Annotated in this window: 22 protein-coding genes; 3 read left to right on the top strand and 19 right to left on the bottom strand. The window is 69.6% G+C overall.

The window, feature by feature from the left end; translation table 11 throughout:
* The first annotated feature begins 75 nt into the window (after positions 1-75).
* Together KGA65_RS11930 and KGA65_RS11925 are read left to right on the top strand one after the other, a co-directional pair.
* Entirely contained in the window at positions 76-948 is an 873-nt protein-coding gene (locus KGA65_RS11930; protein WP_225863324.1) for a lysophospholipid acyltransferase family protein, read from the top strand.
* Complete coding sequence (locus tag KGA65_RS11925; protein ID WP_225863323.1) at positions 945-1,835, top strand: lysophospholipid acyltransferase family protein; 891 nt, start codon at positions 945-947, stop codon at positions 1,833-1,835. Before KGA65_RS11930 ends, KGA65_RS11925 begins: the two co-directional genes overlap by 4 nt.
* On the opposite strand, the gene KGA65_RS11920 is transcribed toward KGA65_RS11925, so the two are convergent.
* The 12 genes from KGA65_RS11920 to flgB all read right to left on the bottom strand — a co-directional run bounded on the left by KGA65_RS11920 (position 1,829) and on the right by flgB (position 11,714).
* The gene (locus KGA65_RS11920; protein WP_225863322.1) at positions 1,829-2,875 is read right to left on the bottom strand and encodes a hypothetical protein; all 1,047 of its coding nucleotides are present in this window, start codon (positions 2,873-2,875) and stop codon (positions 1,829-1,831) included. The genes KGA65_RS11925 and KGA65_RS11920 overlap by 7 nt on opposite strands.
* Positions 2,876-2,903: 28 nt before the next feature.
* Positions 2,904-3,818, bottom strand: coding sequence for a flagellar hook-associated protein FlgL (gene flgL, locus KGA65_RS11915; protein WP_310740960.1), 915 nt, complete (start codon positions 3,816-3,818; stop codon positions 2,904-2,906).
* An 11-nt stretch (positions 3,819-3,829) separates the two neighbouring features.
* Positions 3,830-5,209: a flagellar hook-associated protein FlgK gene (gene flgK, locus KGA65_RS11910; protein ID WP_225863321.1), complete on the bottom strand. Its 1,380-nt coding sequence runs from the start codon at positions 5,207-5,209 to the stop codon at positions 3,830-3,832.
* Between the two features lie 66 nt (positions 5,210-5,275).
* Positions 5,276-5,656, bottom strand: coding sequence for a flagellar biosynthesis protein FlgJ (locus tag KGA65_RS11905; protein WP_225863320.1), 381 nt, complete (start codon positions 5,654-5,656; stop codon positions 5,276-5,278).
* Complete coding sequence (locus tag KGA65_RS11900; protein ID WP_225863319.1) at positions 5,656-6,810, bottom strand: flagellar basal body P-ring protein FlgI; 1,155 nt, start codon at positions 6,808-6,810, stop codon at positions 5,656-5,658. Before KGA65_RS11900 ends, KGA65_RS11905 begins: the two co-directional genes overlap by 1 nt.
* A 35-nt stretch (positions 6,811-6,845) precedes the next feature.
* Positions 6,846-7,517 (bottom strand): flagellar basal body L-ring protein FlgH, encoded by a 672-nt coding sequence (flgH, locus tag KGA65_RS11895; RefSeq protein WP_225863474.1) that lies wholly within the window; start codon positions 7,515-7,517, stop codon positions 6,846-6,848.
* Complete coding sequence (flgG, locus tag KGA65_RS11890; protein ID WP_225863318.1) at positions 7,517-8,305, bottom strand: flagellar basal-body rod protein FlgG; 789 nt, start codon at positions 8,303-8,305, stop codon at positions 7,517-7,519. Before flgG ends, flgH begins: the two co-directional genes overlap by 1 nt.
* A gap of 33 nt (positions 8,306-8,338) precedes the next feature.
* Complete coding sequence (flgF, locus tag KGA65_RS11885; protein WP_225863317.1) at positions 8,339-9,067, bottom strand: flagellar basal-body rod protein FlgF; 729 nt, start codon at positions 9,065-9,067, stop codon at positions 8,339-8,341.
* Positions 9,068-9,077: 10 nt separating this feature from the next.
* A complete protein-coding gene (locus KGA65_RS11880; RefSeq protein WP_225863316.1) occupies positions 9,078-10,262 on the bottom strand; it encodes a flagellar hook protein FlgE in 1,185 nt (394 codons plus the stop codon).
* A 13-nt stretch (positions 10,263-10,275) separates the two neighbouring features.
* The gene (locus KGA65_RS11875) at positions 10,276-10,935 is read right to left on the bottom strand and encodes a flagellar hook capping FlgD N-terminal domain-containing protein (RefSeq protein WP_225863315.1); all 660 of its coding nucleotides are present in this window, start codon (positions 10,933-10,935) and stop codon (positions 10,276-10,278) included.
* A gap of 2 nt (positions 10,936-10,937) precedes the next feature.
* Entirely contained in the window at positions 10,938-11,348 is a 411-nt protein-coding gene (gene flgC / locus KGA65_RS11870) for a flagellar basal body rod protein FlgC (protein ID WP_225863314.1), read from the bottom strand.
* 3 nt (positions 11,349-11,351) lie between these two features.
* Entirely contained in the window at positions 11,352-11,714 is a 363-nt protein-coding gene (gene flgB, locus KGA65_RS11865) for a flagellar basal body rod protein FlgB (RefSeq protein ID WP_225863313.1), read from the bottom strand.
* Between the two features lie 31 nt (positions 11,715-11,745).
* Between flgB and flgA the strand changes: the two genes are divergently transcribed.
* Positions 11,746-12,432, top strand: a complete 687-nt coding sequence (gene flgA, locus KGA65_RS11860; protein WP_225863312.1) for a flagellar basal body P-ring formation chaperone FlgA — start codon at positions 11,746-11,748, stop codon at positions 12,430-12,432.
* Here flgA and KGA65_RS11855 read toward each other — a convergent pair.
* From KGA65_RS11855 to KGA65_RS11825, 7 genes are read right to left on the bottom strand one after another with little or no spacing between them, the layout of a single operon-like run.
* On the bottom strand, positions 12,429-13,166 hold the full coding sequence (locus tag KGA65_RS11855; protein ID WP_225863311.1) for a glucosaminidase domain-containing protein: 738 nt from the start codon (positions 13,164-13,166) through the stop codon (positions 12,429-12,431). The two genes, flgA and KGA65_RS11855, sit on opposite strands and share 4 nt — an antisense overlap.
* Positions 13,153-13,572 carry a flagellar export chaperone FlgN gene (gene flgN, locus KGA65_RS11850; protein WP_225863310.1) on the bottom strand — a complete coding sequence of 140 codons (420 nt, stop codon included), beginning with the start codon at positions 13,570-13,572 and terminating at the stop codon, positions 13,153-13,155. The genes KGA65_RS11855 and flgN overlap by 14 nt, the downstream gene beginning before the upstream one ends.
* The gene (gene flgM / locus KGA65_RS11845) at positions 13,569-13,847 is read right to left on the bottom strand and encodes a flagellar biosynthesis anti-sigma factor FlgM (RefSeq protein WP_225863309.1); all 279 of its coding nucleotides are present in this window, start codon (positions 13,845-13,847) and stop codon (positions 13,569-13,571) included. Before flgM ends, flgN begins: the two co-directional genes overlap by 4 nt.
* 31 nt (positions 13,848-13,878) lie before the next feature.
* Positions 13,879-14,811, bottom strand: coding sequence for a flagellar motor protein MotB (locus KGA65_RS11840; RefSeq protein WP_225863308.1), 933 nt, complete (start codon positions 14,809-14,811; stop codon positions 13,879-13,881).
* Positions 14,804-15,697, bottom strand: coding sequence for a flagellar motor stator protein MotA (motA, locus tag KGA65_RS11835; protein WP_225863307.1), 894 nt, complete (start codon positions 15,695-15,697; stop codon positions 14,804-14,806). Before motA ends, KGA65_RS11840 begins: the two co-directional genes overlap by 8 nt.
* 21 nt (positions 15,698-15,718) lie before the next feature.
* The gene (locus tag KGA65_RS11830; RefSeq protein ID WP_375142632.1) at positions 15,719-16,453 is read right to left on the bottom strand and encodes a FliA/WhiG family RNA polymerase sigma factor; all 735 of its coding nucleotides are present in this window, start codon (positions 16,451-16,453) and stop codon (positions 15,719-15,721) included.
* A 2-nt stretch (positions 16,454-16,455) separates the two neighbouring features.
* On the bottom strand, positions 16,456-16,920 hold the full coding sequence (locus KGA65_RS11825; RefSeq protein ID WP_225863306.1) for a flagellar basal body-associated FliL family protein: 465 nt from the start codon (positions 16,918-16,920) through the stop codon (positions 16,456-16,458).
* Positions 16,921-16,939 lie beyond the last annotated feature (19 nt).

Raw genomic sequence — 16,939 nt, 5'->3', positions numbered from 1 at the left:
CATCGGTTGAAAACCGGCCACGTCGCCCCGCAAGTTGTCCTGTTAACTCGGCGACGCCGGAATCTTAGCTGAAGCATGATGTTGTTGCTGCGTTGGGTCGCTTATTGGCCCCTTTGGCTGGTGCAGTTCGCGGGCGCCCTGCTGGGCTGGATCGTGTGGGCTGCCTCGCCCACCTACCGCCGCCGGCTGGCGGCCAATGCCGCGCGTGCCGGCCTGACACCGGCCCAGCGCCGCGCCGCCGTGGCCCATGCCGGCCGCATGTCGGCCGAGGTGCCCTGGCTCTGGTTCCGCACGCCCGATCGCCGGCTGGCACCCTACCTGCAGTGGGACAACGAGGCCCTGGTGGAGCAGGCCATCGCCGCCGGCAAGGGGCTGTTGCTGCTCACGCCCCACCTGGGGGCGTTCGAGTTCGCCGCCCGCGGCTATGCCGAGCGCTATGGCCACCGTCAGCCGGTCACGGTGCTGTACCGGCCGGCCCGCCAGGCCCGCATCGCCCAGTGGCAAACCTACTCCCGCACCGCGCCGGGCATGCAGGCCGCGCCGGCCAACCTGTCGGGGGTGCGGCAGATGCTGCGCGCGCTGCGCAAGGGCGAAACGGTGGGCCTGTTGCCCGACCAGGTACCGCCCGAAGGGCAGGGCGTCTGGGCGCCGTTCTTCGGCCAGTCGGCCTACACCATGACGCTGGCGGCGCGCCTGGTGCAGCAGACCGGGTGCATCCCCCTGCTGACCTGGACCGAGCGGCTGCCCCATGGCCGGGGCTTCATCAACCACTACCGGCCGTTCCAGCTGCCGCCCCCCGAGGCGGGTGAGCAGGCTTGCGCTGCCGCCGTCAACGAGGCCATGGCCTGGGTGATCGGCCAGTGCCCGGCCCAGTACCTGTGGGGCTACAACCGGTTCAAACAACCCCGCCGGGCCGAGCCACCGGCCGGGGGACAATCCCGGGCATGATCAAACGTTGGGGATCGCAGGCTGCCATTTTTCTGATGTGGCTGCTGCACTGGTTGCCGCTGCCGTTGCTGGCGGCCCTTGGGGAGGGCGTGGGCGCGCTGCTGTGGTGCTTGGCCGGTTCGCGCCGGCGCGTGGTGTTGAAGAACCTGGCCCTGTGCTTTCCGGAACTGGACGAGGCCGCCCGCCGCCGGCTGGCCCGAGAGCACTTCGGCTGCGTGGCGCGGGGCTTTCTGGAGCACAGCTACCTGTGGTTCGCCTCCGAGCAGCGGCTGCTGCGCATGGTGCACATCGAGGGCGACATCCACCTGGCCGAGCGCACTGGCCGGCCGGTGATGTGGCTGCTGCCGCACTTCGTCGGGCTGGACTACACCGCACCGGCGCTGATGCTCAAGCAGAGCAAGCCGGCGATCACCATCTACCAGCGCCAGAGCAACGCGGTGTTCGACGAGGCCCTGCTGAAGGCCCGGGCCCGCTTCGGCCAGGCCCGGCTGTTCGACCGCCAGGCCGGCATCCGGCCGGTGATCCGCGCCATCCAGAAGGAAGGCGCCGGCTTTGTGAACCTGCCGGACATGGACTTCGGCACCAAGGATGCGGCCTTCGTGCCCTTCTTCGGGGTGCCGGCGGCCACGCTGCTGGCGCCAGCGCGCATGGCGCAGTCGATGAACATGCTGGTGCAGCCCATCGTCGTGACCATGCTGCCGCGCGGCCAGGGCTATGTGGTGCGCTTCTGCGAGGCGCCCGAGGGCTTCGACAACCCCGACCTGCCCCAGGCCGCGGCGGCCTTCAACCGCTGGCTGGAAGCCCGCATCCGCGAGCAGCCGGCCCAGTACTACTGGGTGCACCGGCGCTTCAAAACCCGGCCCGAGGGCGAAGCCAAGCTCTACTGACGCGGGGCCAGCACCGCGTCGACCCGCTCGCGCCGCAGCGTGCCCAGCGCTGGCAGCAGCGTGGTCCAGGCGCCGAAGCCGGCGGCCTCGCCCAGCTGGCGGGCGGTCTGTTCGGCCTGAGCCAGGGCCTGCGGCGTGTCGGGCGCGTTCGCCGCGGCCAGTTCGTCCGCCCAGCCGGCCAGCCGCTGGCGCAGCCGCTCGGTCTGGCGCTGCACCCAGCTCTGGGCCCGCACCACGGCCTGCAGCGTGGCGCGCTGGTCGGCGGTGCTCTCCAGGCTCCAGGCCCGGGCCTGCAGGATGTCGGGCTGGGTCTCCAGGCGGGGGCGGGTGGGTTGACCGGCCGGGAAGCGCTGGCCGCCGCCGCGCACGGTCAGCCCGTCGCGCAGTGCAGGCCACTGTTCCTCGGCCACCGACAGCCACACCGTGCCGTCGTCGCCGACCTGGGTCTGCAGTTCGGCCGGGGCCAGGGTCTGTGCCAGGGCGCGCAAGGCCTCGGCACTGGACCGGCTGCCGCCCAGCAGCAGGGTGAGCGGCTGGCGCAGCCCGGGGACCGAGAAGGTCAGGGCTTCGCGCTCCGGGCTTTGCAGGCTGGCCTGGTCCAGGCCCTTGATCTGCACGTTGCGGCGGGCCTGGCCATCGGCCACCCAGCGGCCCTGGCTGTCCAGGGTGCCGGCGGTGGCGGCCCGGCGCTGGTCCCACAGGCTGGCCACGGCATCGCGTTGCTGGCGCAGTGAGGCCGGGGCGTCGGTGCCCAGGGCCAGGGTGCGGCTCAAGCCGGTCTTGAAGTCTGTCAGGCCCTGGCCGAGTTCGTCGAGGTAGGCCAGGCTCTGCTGGGCACCGGCGACCTGGCGCTGCCAGCCCGTGGTCCAGCTGGCCACGCCGCGGCCGGGCAGCGTGCGGCGGCCGGCCACCGGGGCGTCGGGCGCCGCGCGAAGGTCGGACAGCGGGGTGACCCCCGCGGGCGCGTTGCTGCGCTGCGTGCGGGGGCCGGCCGTTGGGGCCGTCCGGGCGAGGGAAGGGTCCAGCGAGCGGATCTGCATGACGCCCAGTGTGCCGCGCCGCGGCGACTCACAAGGCGTTGAAAAGCGACAGTGCGCTGACCTTGGCGTACGCTTTCTGCGTCGCCTGGACCGCCGTGGTGTAGCCGTTGAGCAGCACCGCGGCCTGGTTGTAGTCCAGCTTGCCCAGCGTCAGCGCAGCCTGCTGGTTGGACAGGCTCACGTTGGCATGGCCGGTGTCCAGGGTGTCGAGCATGTTCTGCGCGCCGCCCAGCTTGGAGATGCGGGCGGTGACCGAGCCCATGCTGCTGTCGAGCTGGTTCAGCGCGGTGGTCAGCTGGGCCTGCACGGCGGCGTCGTTGACGTTCACGCCGGGCGTGGTCAGCGTCGCGATCATCTGGTCGAGCTGGTTGAGCAGGGGCGCGACCTCCGGCAGGGCCACGTTGGCCGCCTGGGTCACGCCATTGCCCACCACCACCTGCTGGGTCTGGCCGTTGCCGGTGTAGCTGTAGCGCGAACCCACCGCGGCGGCGGCGTTGTAGGTGACCGTGGGGGTGGTCGAGGCGGTGCCCGAGAACAGGTAGCGCCCTTCCTGGTCCTTGCTGTTGCTGGTGTAGAGCAGGCTGTCGCGCAGCGTGGTCAGCGAGCTGGCCATGGCGGCCACGTCCTCGGAGGTGTTGCTGCCGTTGGGCGCCCACACCATCAGGTCGCGCACCTCCTGCATGTCGGTGTTCATGCTGTCGAGCAGGGCTTCGCTGTTGCTCAACCGGGTCTTCAGCGCGGCGATGTTGTCGCGGTACTGGGTGGTGGCCGCGTCCTCGCGGGTCAGGCGCGACAGGCGCACGTTGGTCACCGGGTCGTCCGAGGGCTTCTGGATGCGCGCGCCGCTGGACATCTGCTCCATCGTCTGCTCCAGCTTGGCCTGGGCCCGCTGCAGCGCCGTGCTCATCGTGGTGTGGTACTGGGTGCTGGCAATGCGCATCATCGTTCTCCGGCTCAGCCCACCATTTGCAACATGGCGTCGAACAGTTCGTTGGCCACCGAGATGACCTTCATGTTGGCGTTGTACATCTGCTGGTACTGCATCAGGTTCACCGCCTCTTCGTCCTCGTTCACGCCGCTGGTGGACTTCCAGTTGGCATCGGCCTGGTCGCGCACGGTCTGGGCCGTGGTCGTGGCGGTCTGGTTGGCCTGGCTGGCCATGCCCAGCTTGCCGACCAGCTGGGTGTAGACATCGCCCAGCAGCACATTGCCCAGGCCGGTGATGCTGACCGGCTGCGACTTCAGCGCGATCAGGGCCTGCAGCTGGTCGCTGTTGCCCGGCTCGGTGGCGCTGCCCGAGAAACCCAGGTCGGCCGCCTGCAGGCTGTGGTCGATCGTCACCAGGGACGAGGTGCTGGTGGTGTCGATCACGAACAGTGGCTTGCCGGCGCTGCCATTCATGGCATAGCCCGCGGTCAGCGTGTTGTTGACCCCGGTGGCCAGGCCGCTGGCCATGTCCTGCAGTGACTGCACCATGGGCTTGAGCTGGATTTGCTCGAAGGTGTCCAGCCCGCCCAACTGGCCGCCCAGCGGGCTGCTGCCCAGCGCGAAGGTCTCGCTGGCGAAGGTCAGCGACATCTGCTGGCTGCCGTTGGGCAGGGTGTTGACCGCCAGCGTGGAGGCCTGCTGTCCCACCACCAGCGGCTGGCCGCCCTTGAGCGAGACATTGGCGCTGCCATCGGGCTGGGTGACGACCTGCACGCCCACCAGCGAGGCCAGCTTGTCGATCTTCTGGTCGCGCTCGTCGATCAGGCCCGAGGCGTTGACGCCGGTGGCATTGGCTTCGGCGATGCGCTGGTTCAGGTTGGCGATGTCGGCGGTGTAGGTGTTGGTCTGGGCCACCAGGTCCTTGCGCTGCTGGGCCACGGCCTGCTGCTGGCTGGACAGGGTCTGGCGCAGGCTGTTGAAGCGCTGGGCCAGGGCGTCGGCGGCGTTGAGCACGCTGTCGCGCAGCGGACTGGAGGTGGGCTCCACGCTGGCCGCGTTGAGCGCGTTGAAGAACTTGTCCAGGCCATCGGCGATGCTGGCCGTGTCGTCGCCCATCACCTGTTCCAGCTGGGTCAGGTAGGGCTGGATCACGCTGTTCTGGCCCAGCGTCGAGTTGGACTGCCAGAGCTGCAGGTTCTTGTAGCTGTCGCTGAAGCGGAACAGCGAGGGCACCGAAACGCCGTCACCCGCGGCGGCGGTGCCGCTGCGCGAGGGCTGGGCCGAGCGCAGCATCACGCCCTGGCGGGTGTAGCCCTCGGTCATCACGTTGGCGATGTTCTGGCTGGTGGTGTTCAGCGCGGTCTGCGCCGCCACGGCACCGGAGAGGGCATTCGTCAGGAGGGTCATCGGTCGGGCGTCGGTGTCGTTTCAGGAGGGGTTCAACAGGGAAAGGCGACCGCCGGGGCGGACCGCTTAAGCCGGCTTGGCCGGTTTCGGCGCGGTGGGCGGGGTCGCGTCCTGCGGCAGCACCTGGCGCAGCAGCAGGTCGGCGATCCCGAAGGCCCCCTGCGTGGCCAGCTGGTCGGCCACCATCGTGTCGGCCAGGTCCAGCATCTCCTGGCCCTGGCTGGGGTGGCTGCCGTCCGGGTCGGACAGGGCCTGGCTGCTGCGCCGCATGTCGTGCAGCATCTGGGCGATGAAGTGGCTCTCGAACTGCTGGGCGGCCTTGCGGGCGGCCTGGGCCGTGGCGGCATCGCTGTCCAGCGCGGGCCGGATGGTGTTCAGGCCCAGCGGGTCGGTGGGCGAGGTGGCGCCCAGGCTGGCGGTGGTGATCGGGGTGTCGGGCGAGCTCATCAGATCACCTCCAGCGTGCCGTCGATCGCGCCGGCTTGGTCCAGCGCCTGCAGGATGGACATGATGTCGTCGGGCGTCGCGCCGGTGGCGTTGACCGCGTCGATGATGGACTGCAGGCTGGCGCCCGGGGCCCACTTGAACATGCGGCCACCGCCCTGTTCGACGCTGACCTGCGAGCGCGGCACGGTCTGCGTCTGGCCCTGGCTGAACGGGGCGGGCTGGCTGACCTGCGGGGCTTCCGAGATGACCACCTTGAGCGAGCCATGCGAGACCGCAGCCGGCCGCACCCGCACCCCTTCGGTGATGACCACCGTGCCGGTGCGGGAGTTGAAGATCACGCGCGGCGTGGCGGTGCCGGCGTCCACACTCATCGCCTCCAGCGCGGCGACGAAGGCCACGCGCTGGGTCGGGTCGGCCGGGGCCTGCACCTCGACGCTGGTGGCGTCACGCGCCGTGGCCACCGGGCCGAAGCGGCGGTTGATGGCCTCGACGATGTTGGTCGCGGTCTGGAAATGGGGCCGGCGCAGGCTCAGCCGCACGGTCGGGGCCTGGTCGAAATCGGTCTCGATCTCGCGCTCGATGCTGGCGCCGTTGGGCACCCGGCCCGAGGTCGGGGTGTTGATCGTCACGCTGGAGCCGCTGGCGCCCTGGGCCGAGACGCCGCCGACCACCACGTTGCCCTGGGCCAGCGCATAGACCTCGCCGTTGGCCGCCCGCATCGGGGTGAGCAGCAGCATGCCGCCGCGCAGGCTCTTGGCATCGCCCAGCGAGGCCACCGTGATGTCGATCGTCTGGCCCTTGCGGTAACCCGGTGGGAAGCTGGCGCTGACCATCACGGTGGCGACGTTCTTGGACTTGGCGTCCACGTTGTCGGGCAGCTTGACGCCGAACTGCTTGAGCATGTTGTTGACCGACTGGCCGGCGTACTTCACCTGCGTGCTGTCGCCGCTGCCGTTCAGGCCGACCACCAGGCCGTAGCCCAGCAGCTGGTTCTCGCGCTGGCCTTCGATGCTGACCAGGTTGCGCAGGGCCTGGCCGGCCGGCAGCGCGGTCGCCGGGGTGGCGTGGGTGGGCCGGGGGACCGCCTGGGCCGCCGGCAGGGCCAGGCCGCCCAGGGCGGCCAGCAGGAACAGGGAACGGAGGGCAGCGGACATCGTGGGGCCTGTGCTCAAGCGGTCGTGTCGGGGGGTCAGAACGGCATCCAGGGGCTGGCGAAGAAGCGCGTCAGCCAGCCGGCGTTGTTGGCATCGGCCAGGGCGCCGCTGCCGGCGTAGGCGATGCGGGCGTTGGCCAGGCGCTGCGACGAGACCCGGTTGTCCGGCGTCACATCGGCGGCGCGCACATAGCCGGCCAGGCGGATCATCTCCTCGCCCTGGTTCAGGTACAGGCTCTTCTCGCCCTGCACCCGCAGCAGGCCATTGGGCAGCACCTCGTGCACGACCACGGTGATCGCGCCCTGCAGCGTGTTCTGCTGCGTGCTGGCGGCCGTGCCGGAGAAGTCGGTCTTGTTGGTCAGGCCGATGTCGGTCTTGATCGACTTGCCGGCGATCACCGCGGGCGACACCGCCACGTCGCTGTTCTTGCCAAAGCTGGTGTCGGCCTTCTTGCTGGCCTGGGTGGTCTCGTTGAGCATCACGGTCAGCACGTCGCCCGGGTGGAAGGTGCGCACATCCGAGGTGAGCGACCAGCCGTTGTCGGGCACGAAGACGCCGCCGGCCGAGCCCTGGCGCGGCTTCTCCTGCACCAGCGGCAGGGGATCGGGGGTGCTCAGCTCGGGCGGCCGCGGCGGCTCGATCACCGCGCAGCCGCCCAGGATCCAGGCCGGGAGGGCGCCCAGCCACAGCAGGAGACGGCGGGTCATCATCGTGCGGCCTGGGCCAGGTTCTGCAGCATGTTGTCGGCGGCGGAGAGCACCTTGGTGTTCATCTCGTAGGTGCGCTGGGCGGCGATCATGTCCACCATCTCTTCCACCACCTGCACGTTGGAGCCTTCCAGCGCGCCCTGCTTGAGCTTGCCCAGCGCGTCGCTGCCGGGGTTGCCGGTGGTGGGCGTGCCGCTGGCCACGGTCTCCTCGAACAGGTTCTCGCCGCGGGCCAGCAGGCCGGCCGGGTTGATGAAGCCGGCCAGCTGGATCTGGCCCAGCTCGCTGGGTGCGGTGCTGCCGGCCACGGTGGCAGTCACCAGGCCGCTCTCGGAGATGCTGATGGCCGTGGCATTGGCCGGGATGGTGATCTCGGGCTGGATGGCCAGGCCCTGGGCGTTGACCAGCTTGCCGTCGGAGTTGACCTGCAGCTGGCCGGCGCGGGTGTAGGCGGTATCGCCATTGGGCAGGGCCACCTGCAGGAAGCCGTTGCCGACGATGGCCACGTCCAGGCTCTGGCCGGTGGTCTGCAGGTTGCCGGTGGTGAAGACCTTCTGCGTGCCGACCACGCGGGTGCCGGTGCCCAGCTGCACGCCGGTGGGGGCCTGCGTGCCATCGGCCTGCTGCGCGCCCGGCGCCGATTCGACCTGGTAGAACAGGTCCTCGAACATCACGCGGTCGCGCTTGAAGCCGACGGTGTTGACGTTGGCCAGGTTGTTGGCGATGGTCTGCAGCTTGGCGTCCTGGGCCTGGACACCGGTCTTGCTGATCCAGAGGGCGGGATTCATGGGGACTCCGTTCGGAAAAGGGGTGGAGAGGGCTTACTCGCCGCGGATCAGGCGGTTGCCGGTCTGGGTCATCGAGTCGGCGGCCTGGTAGAGCTTCATCTGCATCTCGAAGTCGCGGTTGATCGTCATCGTGGCGACCATCTCCTCGACCGCGCCGACGTTGCTGCCTTCCAGGAAGCCGCTGCGCACGCGCACGCTGTCATCGGCGTCCAGCGGCTGGCCGTCGCGGGCGACGATCAGGCCGGCCGCGTTCTTGGTCAGGTCCTTGCCGTCGGCCTTGACCAGCTTGAGCTGGTCGACCGTCTGCATCTCGGTCTCGCCCGCGGGCTGCACCGAGATGCTGCCGTCGGTGCCGATCTCGACGCGGGTGTAGGGCGGCAGCACGATGGGGCCGCCCTGGCCCAGCACTGGCCGGCCATTGAGTGTGAGCGCGCCATCGGCATCGACCTGCAGCGTGCCGGCGCGGGTGTAGGCCTCGCCGGTGCCGTGCTCCACCGCCAGGTAGCCGGGCCCCTGCAGGGCCACGTCCAGGTCCCGGCCGGTGGATTTCACCGTGCCCTCGCGGGTGGAGACCGCATTGGCCTTGAGCTCGCTGAGGTGGCGCGTGTCGTAGCCATAGCCGTCCACGGCCTGGCTGGACGCCAGCTCCAGATCGGCCCGGAAGCCCGGCGTGTCCAGGTTGGCCAGGTTGTTGGCGTGCACCTGCTGCGCATGCAGCGCGCGTTCCGCGCCGCTCATCACGGTGTAGATCAGGGCGTCCATCGCGTCGGCCTCAGACCGCTTGGAACAGGGCCTGCATCATCTCGTTCTCCGACGAGATGACCTTGGTGTTGGCCTGGTAGTTGCGCTGGGCCGACATCAGGTTGACCAGCTCGCCGGTCATGTCCACGTTGGACTGTTCCAGCGCACCCACCGTCAGCGTGCCCGACACGCCGACGCCCGGGGCGTCGTACAGCGCGCTGCCCGACGCCTGCGAGGCCACCCAGCTGGTGTCGCTGGTGGGAGTCAGACCGTCCTCGCTCGGGAAGGTGGCCAGGGCCAGCTGGGCGATGGTCTGCTTCTGGCCGTTGCTGTACTGGGCGATCACCGAGCCGTCCTCGGCGATGGTGGTGCCGGTCAGCGTGCCCGAGGCATAGCCATCGGCGCTGTTGACGCTGTTGGTGGCCTCGCCTGCGTACAGCGTGGTGCCGGTGTAGTTCACCGCCACCGTCAGCGCGTTGGCGCCGGTGGGGGTGCCCAGGGCCAGGTTGACCGGCGCGGTCGGCGAGGTCAGCACACCTTGGGTGCTGAACTGCAGCGGGGTGGTGGTGCCCAGGTCGGTGCCGTCCATCGTGTAGTGCACGTCCACCTGGTTGGCGCCCGACTTCACGAAGTACTGGGTCAGCGTGTGCTGCTGGCCCAGCGAGTCGTGGACCACCGAGACCATCGAGCTGTTGAAGCTCTGGGCATTGGTCTTGTCGAAAGGCGTGACCGAGGGCGTGGTCCAGTCGGACGACATGTTGGCCACGTAGTTCAGCTGGGTCGAGGCCTTGGCCGCGATCTGGCCGCTGGGCACGGTGATGTCACCCAGCGCGCCGCGGGTGGGGTTGCCCGGGGTGATGGCATAGCCCTGCACCTTGCGGCCGGCGCTGTCCACCAGCATGCCGGTCTTGTCCACCACGAAGTTGCCCACGCGGCTGTAGCTCATGCCGCCGGCGTTGTCCTTCAGGGCGAAGAAGCCGCGGCCCTGGATGGCCGCATCCAGCGAACGGCCGGTGTTGAGCGTGCTGCCGCCCACCCCGATGAACTGGGTCAGCGAGCCCACCTCGGCGCCATTGGGGCCGCCGGCCACCATGGAACTGAAATTGGCGCGGCTGGACTTGAAGCCGTAGGTGCCGGTGTTGGCGATGTTGTTGCTGATGGTGTCGAGCTGGGTGTTGACGGCGTTGATGCCGGACAGGGCGATTTCGAAGCTCATGGATGGGACTCCTTCAGGACTTGCCGTTGAACTGGGTGATGTCGGCGGGCGAGACTTCGCCCAGGTGGCTGACGTTGAGCGTCATGCCGCTGGTGGACAGGCGGATGTTCTGGATCTGGCCGGTGACCGCGAAGGTCGGGGTGGCGCCGCTGGCGGTCTCCAGCTTGACGCTGTAGCTGCCCGCGGGCAGGCCCAGCGCGCTCGGGTCCAGGCTCAGCGGGTGCTCGCCCTTGGGCTGGCTGCCCAGCGTGATGCGGTGGTCCTTCTGGTCGCTGCCGGTCAGCACCAGCGTGACCGAGGTCTCGGCGCTGTCCAGGCTGTAGGACGCCGGCACCGTCGTGCCATCGAGCTGCACTTGCTTGGTGGCCACCGTCACGCTGTTGCCCACCTGGTTGCCCAGGGCCAGCGTCTGCAGGCTGTCGAGCAGCGTGTTGGTGGAGGCGGATTGGCTGGACAGCGTCTGCAGCGACTCCATCTGCGAGAGCTGGGTCAGCTGGTTGACGAAGTCGCTGGGGTCGTTGGGTTCCAGCGGGTTCTGGTTCTGGATCTGCGCGACCAGCAGCGTGGTGAACAGGTCGGTGCCGCTGCCGTTGGCGCTGACCAGCGCGTTCGACAGTGCGCTGGTGCCGGTGGTGGAGCCGGCACTGCTGCCGTTGAGGGTGGCGGTGCTCATGGTCAGGCGTCTCCCAGACGAAGCAGCGATTGCTGCATGGAACGGACCCGCCCCAGCACCTCGACATTGGTCTCGAAGGCGCGCGAGGCGGACATCATGTCGGTCATTTCGGCCACCGGGTTGACGTTCGGGTAGAACACCTTGCCGTCGGCGTTGGCCAGCGGGTTCTCGGGCTCGTAGGCCTCGCGCAGCGGCTCGGTGCTGGTGACCACGTCCAGCACCTGCACGCGGGCGCCGGCACCGTTGTCCTGGCCCATCACGGCGGCGAAGACCGGCTTGCGGGCGTGGTAGGCGCCGGCCTCGGTGCCGGCGGCCGACTGCGCGTTGGCCAGGTTGCTGGCGATGGTGTTGAGCCGGGTGGTCTGGGCCGTCATGGCCGAGCCGGCGATGGTCGCGATGTCGCGGAATGGCATGGCTTACTGTCCTGCAATGGCCTTGGCCAGGCCCTTGAGCTTCATGTTCAGGAAGGTCAGGCTGGTCTGGAAGTCGACCGCGTTCTGGGAGAATGCGGCCTGTTCGACCCCCAGCTCGACGGTGTTGCCGTCGGCCGAGGGTTGGTTGGGCACGCGGTAGTGCGCGTCGCCGTCGCTGTCGAGCACCAGGCCGGAGCCATCCTCCGCCGTGGCGCTGGCCAGCGCGGCGGCAAAGTCGATGTCGCGGGCCTGGTAGCCCGGCGTGTTCTCGTTGGCGATGTTGGCCGCCAGCAGCTGGGTGCGCTGGGCGCGCAGTTCCAGCGCCTGGGGATGGATCCCGAGCGCTTGGTGGAAGTCAATGCTCATGCGGTTCCTTTCGGTCCTTTCGTTCGGGGTGATGGGGTGGCTGCTCGGCAGCGGTGCGATGGCCGCGCCGACGCTGACCGCCCGGCTGGAGGCGGCCGGCCGGCAGGCCGTGACCGAAGAGGCCGCGCGCAGCGGCCTGCAGGGGGTGCAGGTCGAGGCCACGGTGGTGGCCTTGCCACGCACGCCGATGGCCTGTGCCGAGCCGCAGATCGAGACGGTCGACGCGCGCAACCCGGCGCGTCTGCGGTTGGCGCTGGTGTGTTCGGGCGCCAGCGGCGCGGCCGCCCGCCAGCTGGTGCAGCTGCGCGCCACGCTGTCGGCCGAGGTGGTGGTGATGGCCACCGATGCGCCGGCCAACCAGCCGCTGGGCGAGCAGGCCCTGGTGCTGGAGCGGCGCGACATCAGCACGGTGCCCGATGCCAGTTCCGACCTGTCGCAGCTGGCGGCGCTCAGCCCGCGCCGGCCGATGCGGGCCGGCCAGATCGTGCGCACGCGCATGCTGGCGGCCACGCAGCTGGTGCGGCGCGGCGACGGTGTGGCCATCGTCGTGCGCAGCGGGCCGGTGGAGGTGCGCAACGCCGGCGAGGCCTTGGAGGCCGGTCGCGACGGCGAGGTCGTGCGGGTGCGCAACAGCGCCACCGGGCGGGTGATCCGGGCACGGGTCATCGGCGAGGGCACGGTGGAGCCGGTGCAGGTGGACACGCCGTCGGTTCCTTAGTTGCCGCCGCGCGACTGGAGCTGGCGCGCCAGTCCGGTCAGCTTGGCCGCGTAGGCCGGGTCGGTGGCATAGCCGCCACGGCTCAGGGCCTGGGCATAGGCCTGGGCGTCGCTGCCGGTGTTGAGGGCGCCCTGGTAGCGCGGGCTGTTGCGCAGCAGCCGGGTCAGGTCCTGGAACGAGCCCGAGGCATCGGCGTAGGCGCGAAAGCGTGCGGTGGTGGCCACCGCCTGGCCGTTCTCGACCTCGGTCGTTGCGGCCTCGGCCACGGCGCCCTTCCAGTCGGTGCTGGCTTTGATGCCGAAGAGGTTGTGGCTGTTCTCGCCGGCCGCGTTGCGCAGCGGGCGCTGGCCCCAGCCGGACTCCAGCGCCGCCTGGGCGCTGAGGATGGCCGGGTCCACGCCCAGTTGGGCGCCGGCCTGGGCGGCCAACGGGGCGATCTGCTCCAGGAAGGCCTGGCGGGCGGGCGCGTCCACACCGCCGCTGCCGGTGGCGTCTTCGGTCGGGCCCCCCGCGGACAGGGCCCAGCGGGCCCGGGCCTCGGCGCTCAGCGCGGTGGCATTGCCGCCATCCGGGCTGCTGTCGCCGTGGGCGATGTAGTCCTGCACTTCCTGCGACAGGCTGCGGTAGAGGTTACCAAAGCCCGCACCCTCGCTGCGCGCGCTCAGGCCGGCCGTCGGGGCCGTGGCGGCGGTGGGTGTCAGGGCCGGGAACAGCGTGCTGTCAGGCAGGCGCATACAGCTCCCCTTGCGGTTGCAGCAGGCTTTGCATCAGCGCCTGCTGTTCGGCCAGCAGCGCGCAGTTGCGCTGGTTGGCGGCCTTGCAGTCGCGCACCAGCGTCTCCAGGCGCAGCCACCAGGTCTGGCCGGTGCGGCCCCAGCCCTGGCCCAGGCGCGGGAACACCGCGTCCATGCGGGCGTCCGGGCCGGCCAGCTGCTGGGCCAGGCTGACGCGGCGGCTGCGGCGCGCCTCCATCACATCGACGCAGGCGACGATCTGCTCCCCCAGCGTCTGCAGCGCCGCGGCGTCGTGGCGCAGCGCGGCCTGGTACTGTGCTTCCAGCAAGGTGCGCAACTCGCCGGCCTGGGCCAGGTCGGCGCGCAGGTCGCGCAGCAGTTGCTCGGCGGCTTCGCGTGGGGTCATCCCCGGCCTCCGTGGAAGCGCTCGATCAGGCCGGCCAGGCGCTTGGCGTCGAACTGGATCTCGCCGCGCGCCAGCGCATCGCGCACGGCGGCCACGCGGGCGTTGTCGATTTCGGGCATCGCCTCCAGCGCGGCCTGGGCCGGGCCCAGTGTGGCCGCTTGCAGGGGGGCGTTCTCGGCGGCGCCGGTGGCGACCGGCTCGGCGCTGTCGACGCTGGCCGTGCCAGCGCTGCCGCCGACCGGCGAAATGCTCACGGAACGGCTGGTGATCTTCATGCGGGATCCTCGGGTGGGACGGGTCTGCATCTCAAGGCTCCTGGGCCGGCGCCACGCTCTGGTTCACCTGGGTGCGCGCCCGCGCCAGCGTGGCGCTGTCGGAGCTGCTGCCGGTGGGGGCGGGCATGCCGAAGGCCGAGGCGAGACGGCGGGCCTGGGCGGTGGTGAGCACGACCAGTTCGATGCGGCGGTTGGGCGCGGCGCGCGGGTGTTCGGCGTCCAGCGGGGCCTTGTCGGCCATGCCGATGACCTGCAGCACGCTGTCGGCGTGCATGCCCCCGTTGAGCAGGGTCAGGCGGGCGGCCATGGCGCGCTGGTTGGACAGGTTCCAGTTCGAGAAGCCGCCCACGTCGACGTTGAAGTAGGGCGTGGCATCGGTGTGGCCCAGGATCAGCAGCTGGTTGCGGATGCGCGCGAAGATCGGGCCCATCTGGTTGAGCAGCACCGAGAAGCGCTTGTTGAGCACCGCGCTGCCGCGGGCGAACATGCCCTCGCCGTCGGTGTCGTGCAGCATCACGCGCAGGCCTTCGGCGGTCACCGTGGTTTCCAGGTGGCCGGCCAGGCCGGCGTCCTCGGCCATCTCGGAGAGCTTCTGGGCCAGGGCCTGCAGCTGTTCCGGGCTGTCGAGCTGCTGGCGCGCGACCTCCTGTCCCTGGCTGGTGGCCGGGCCGCCCTGACCGGGCACCGGCTCGCGCGAGATCAGGCTGCCGTTGGGCGAGCCGTTGAGGTCCGGGATGCGGCCCTGGCTGCCCTCGTCCATCGGGTTGCCCATCACGGCCTGCATGGCCTTCTCGATCTCTTCCTTCTCGCGGGCGTTGAGCAACCACAGCACCAGGAACAGGCACAGCAGGGCCAGGCAGAAATCGGCGAAGGCGACCTTCCAGGCGCCGCCGTGACCATCGTCGTGCCCCTTGCCGGAGACACGCTTGATGATGGTGGGTTCGTGGGCGTCTGCCTTAGCCACGCTCGGCTCCCGCCGGCGCGGCGTCCGGGTTCTGCAGCTTGTCGATCCAGCCTTCCAGGCGGGCGAAGCTGGGCTTGAGGTTGAGTTGCACCAGACGGCGGCCGGCATCGATGGCCAGCAGCGGCGGCTTGCCGGCCACGTGGGTCACCAGCACCACCTTGACGGTTTCCAGGGCCTGCATCTCTTCGCTGACCAGCTGCTTCATCATGTTGCTGATCGGGTCGAGCAGGCCGTAGCACATGAAGATGCCGATGAAAGTGCCGACCATCGCGGCCCCCACGCGCTCGGCGATCTCGCCGGTGCCCGCACCCTCGGCCACCACGCTCATCGTCATCACGATGCCCAGCACCGCGGCCAGGATGCCGAAACCCGGCATGGCCTCACCGATCTTGCCCAGGGACTTGGCTGGCTGATTCATCTCTTCGTGAATGGATTCGATTTCCTGGTCCAACACGCCTTCGAGCTCGTGGGCGTTGATCTTGCCCATGGCCATCAAGCGGAAGTTGTCAACGATGAAGTTGAGCAGCTTCTTCTCGGCCAGGATCAGTGGATAACGCTTGAACAATTCGCTTTCTTGTGGCGCTTCGACGTGGGCGTCCAGCGCCTTCAGGCCGCCGGCGGCGGTCTGCAGCAGCTCGTACATCAGCAGCAGCAGCTGGCGCTGGAACTGCTCGTCGGGCTTCTTGCGCAGCATCACCTTGCGCACCTGGTGCCACATCTCCGAGAGCACGTGCTTGGGGTTGCCCAGCACGATGGCGCCGACGCCGGCTCCGACGATGATCAGCAGCTCGGTGGGCTGCCAGATCACGTCCATCTTGCCGCCGTGGATCATGTAGCCACCGAACACGCAGCCGATGATGAGGAGGATGCCGAGGATGGATTGCATGGGGAACTCTCGTGGCGGGTGTCAGGCGGCGAGTCGCTGCTTCATCTTCTGCAGCGCTCCCTTGTTGATCTGGCAGATGCGGGCTTCGGTCAGCGCCAGCACCGCGGCGATTTCCTTCAGGCTCAGCTCGTATTCGTAGTACAGCTGGATCACCAGCTGTTCGCGTTCGTTGAGGCAGCTCAGGGCCTGCTCCAGGCTGCGACGCAGGATCAGGCGGTCTTCCGGGGAGCATTGCTCGGACGGACGTTGCGAGAGCTCGCTGACCATCTCGTCGAAGCTGTCCATCTGTTCGGCGTTCTCGGCCACCAGCAGTTCCTGGTAGGTCTGCGGCGTGAGCTTCAGGGTCTGGACCACCTCGGCCTCGGTCGGCACGCGGCCGAGCCGGCGGGTCAGTTCGCGCACGCCGTCGCGCAGACGGTGGCTGTCCTGGCGCACACCGCGCGGCCGCCAGTCCTGGCGGCGCAGTTCGTCAAGGATCGCACCGCGGATGCGCAGCGTCGCGAAGGCGGGAAAACGTTCGTCGGGCGTGCCGTAGCGGCGCAGCGCCTCCAGCAGGCCCATCAGGCCGATCTGCTCCATGTCTTCGCGGTCCAGCACGGCGCTGGCCTGGGCATGGAGCTGGCGCACCACGCGCTTGACCAGCGGGGCGTGTTCGAGCAGCCGCTGCTGCTCGCTGCGGCGGTCGATCTCGGCCGGAGCGGCCTCGGCCACCGCCACATAGGCCGCCATCTCGCCATAGCCCGCGTGCAGGTCCATGGTCATTCCACGATGAGCTTGCCGATCATCACCTCGGTGAACGGCTTGTCATGGTGTTCGTCCTGGTAGGCCTGGGTGTAGGCCTTGTTCAGGCGCTCGGACAGCTGGTCCACCGTCATCGCGGTGGCCTGGGCCCGGGTCTGGCTGGACAGGGAGCGCACGGCCACGCTACGCAGCAGCGGCAGGTGCTCCTTCGTCAGCTTCTCGCTCTTGGGCGGCGTCTTGAAGACCAGGTCCACGGCCAGGTAGTGGCTCCCGGTCTCTCCCTCTCCGTTGCGCAGCATGACGATGACCTTGTCCAAGGTGATGTACTTGTACTCAATGGGATCGGTGGGGGCCTCGGCTTTCTCCTCGGGAGCGCCATGTGCGGCCGGTCCCTTGAACTTCCACCAGGCTGCGGCACCAGCACCGCCCACCACCAGCAGCGCGAGTACGCCGCCAATCAAGAGTTTCTGAATCTTGGTCATGGAATGTGCGGAGAAAAGA

The organism is Ideonella benzenivorans, from assembly GCF_020387415.1.
GTDB lineage: Bacteria > Pseudomonadota > Gammaproteobacteria > Burkholderiales > Burkholderiaceae_C > Ideonella > Ideonella benzenivorans.
The sequence above is the reverse complement of the archived record's forward strand: the minus strand, read 5'-3'. Positions and strand labels throughout refer to the sequence as shown.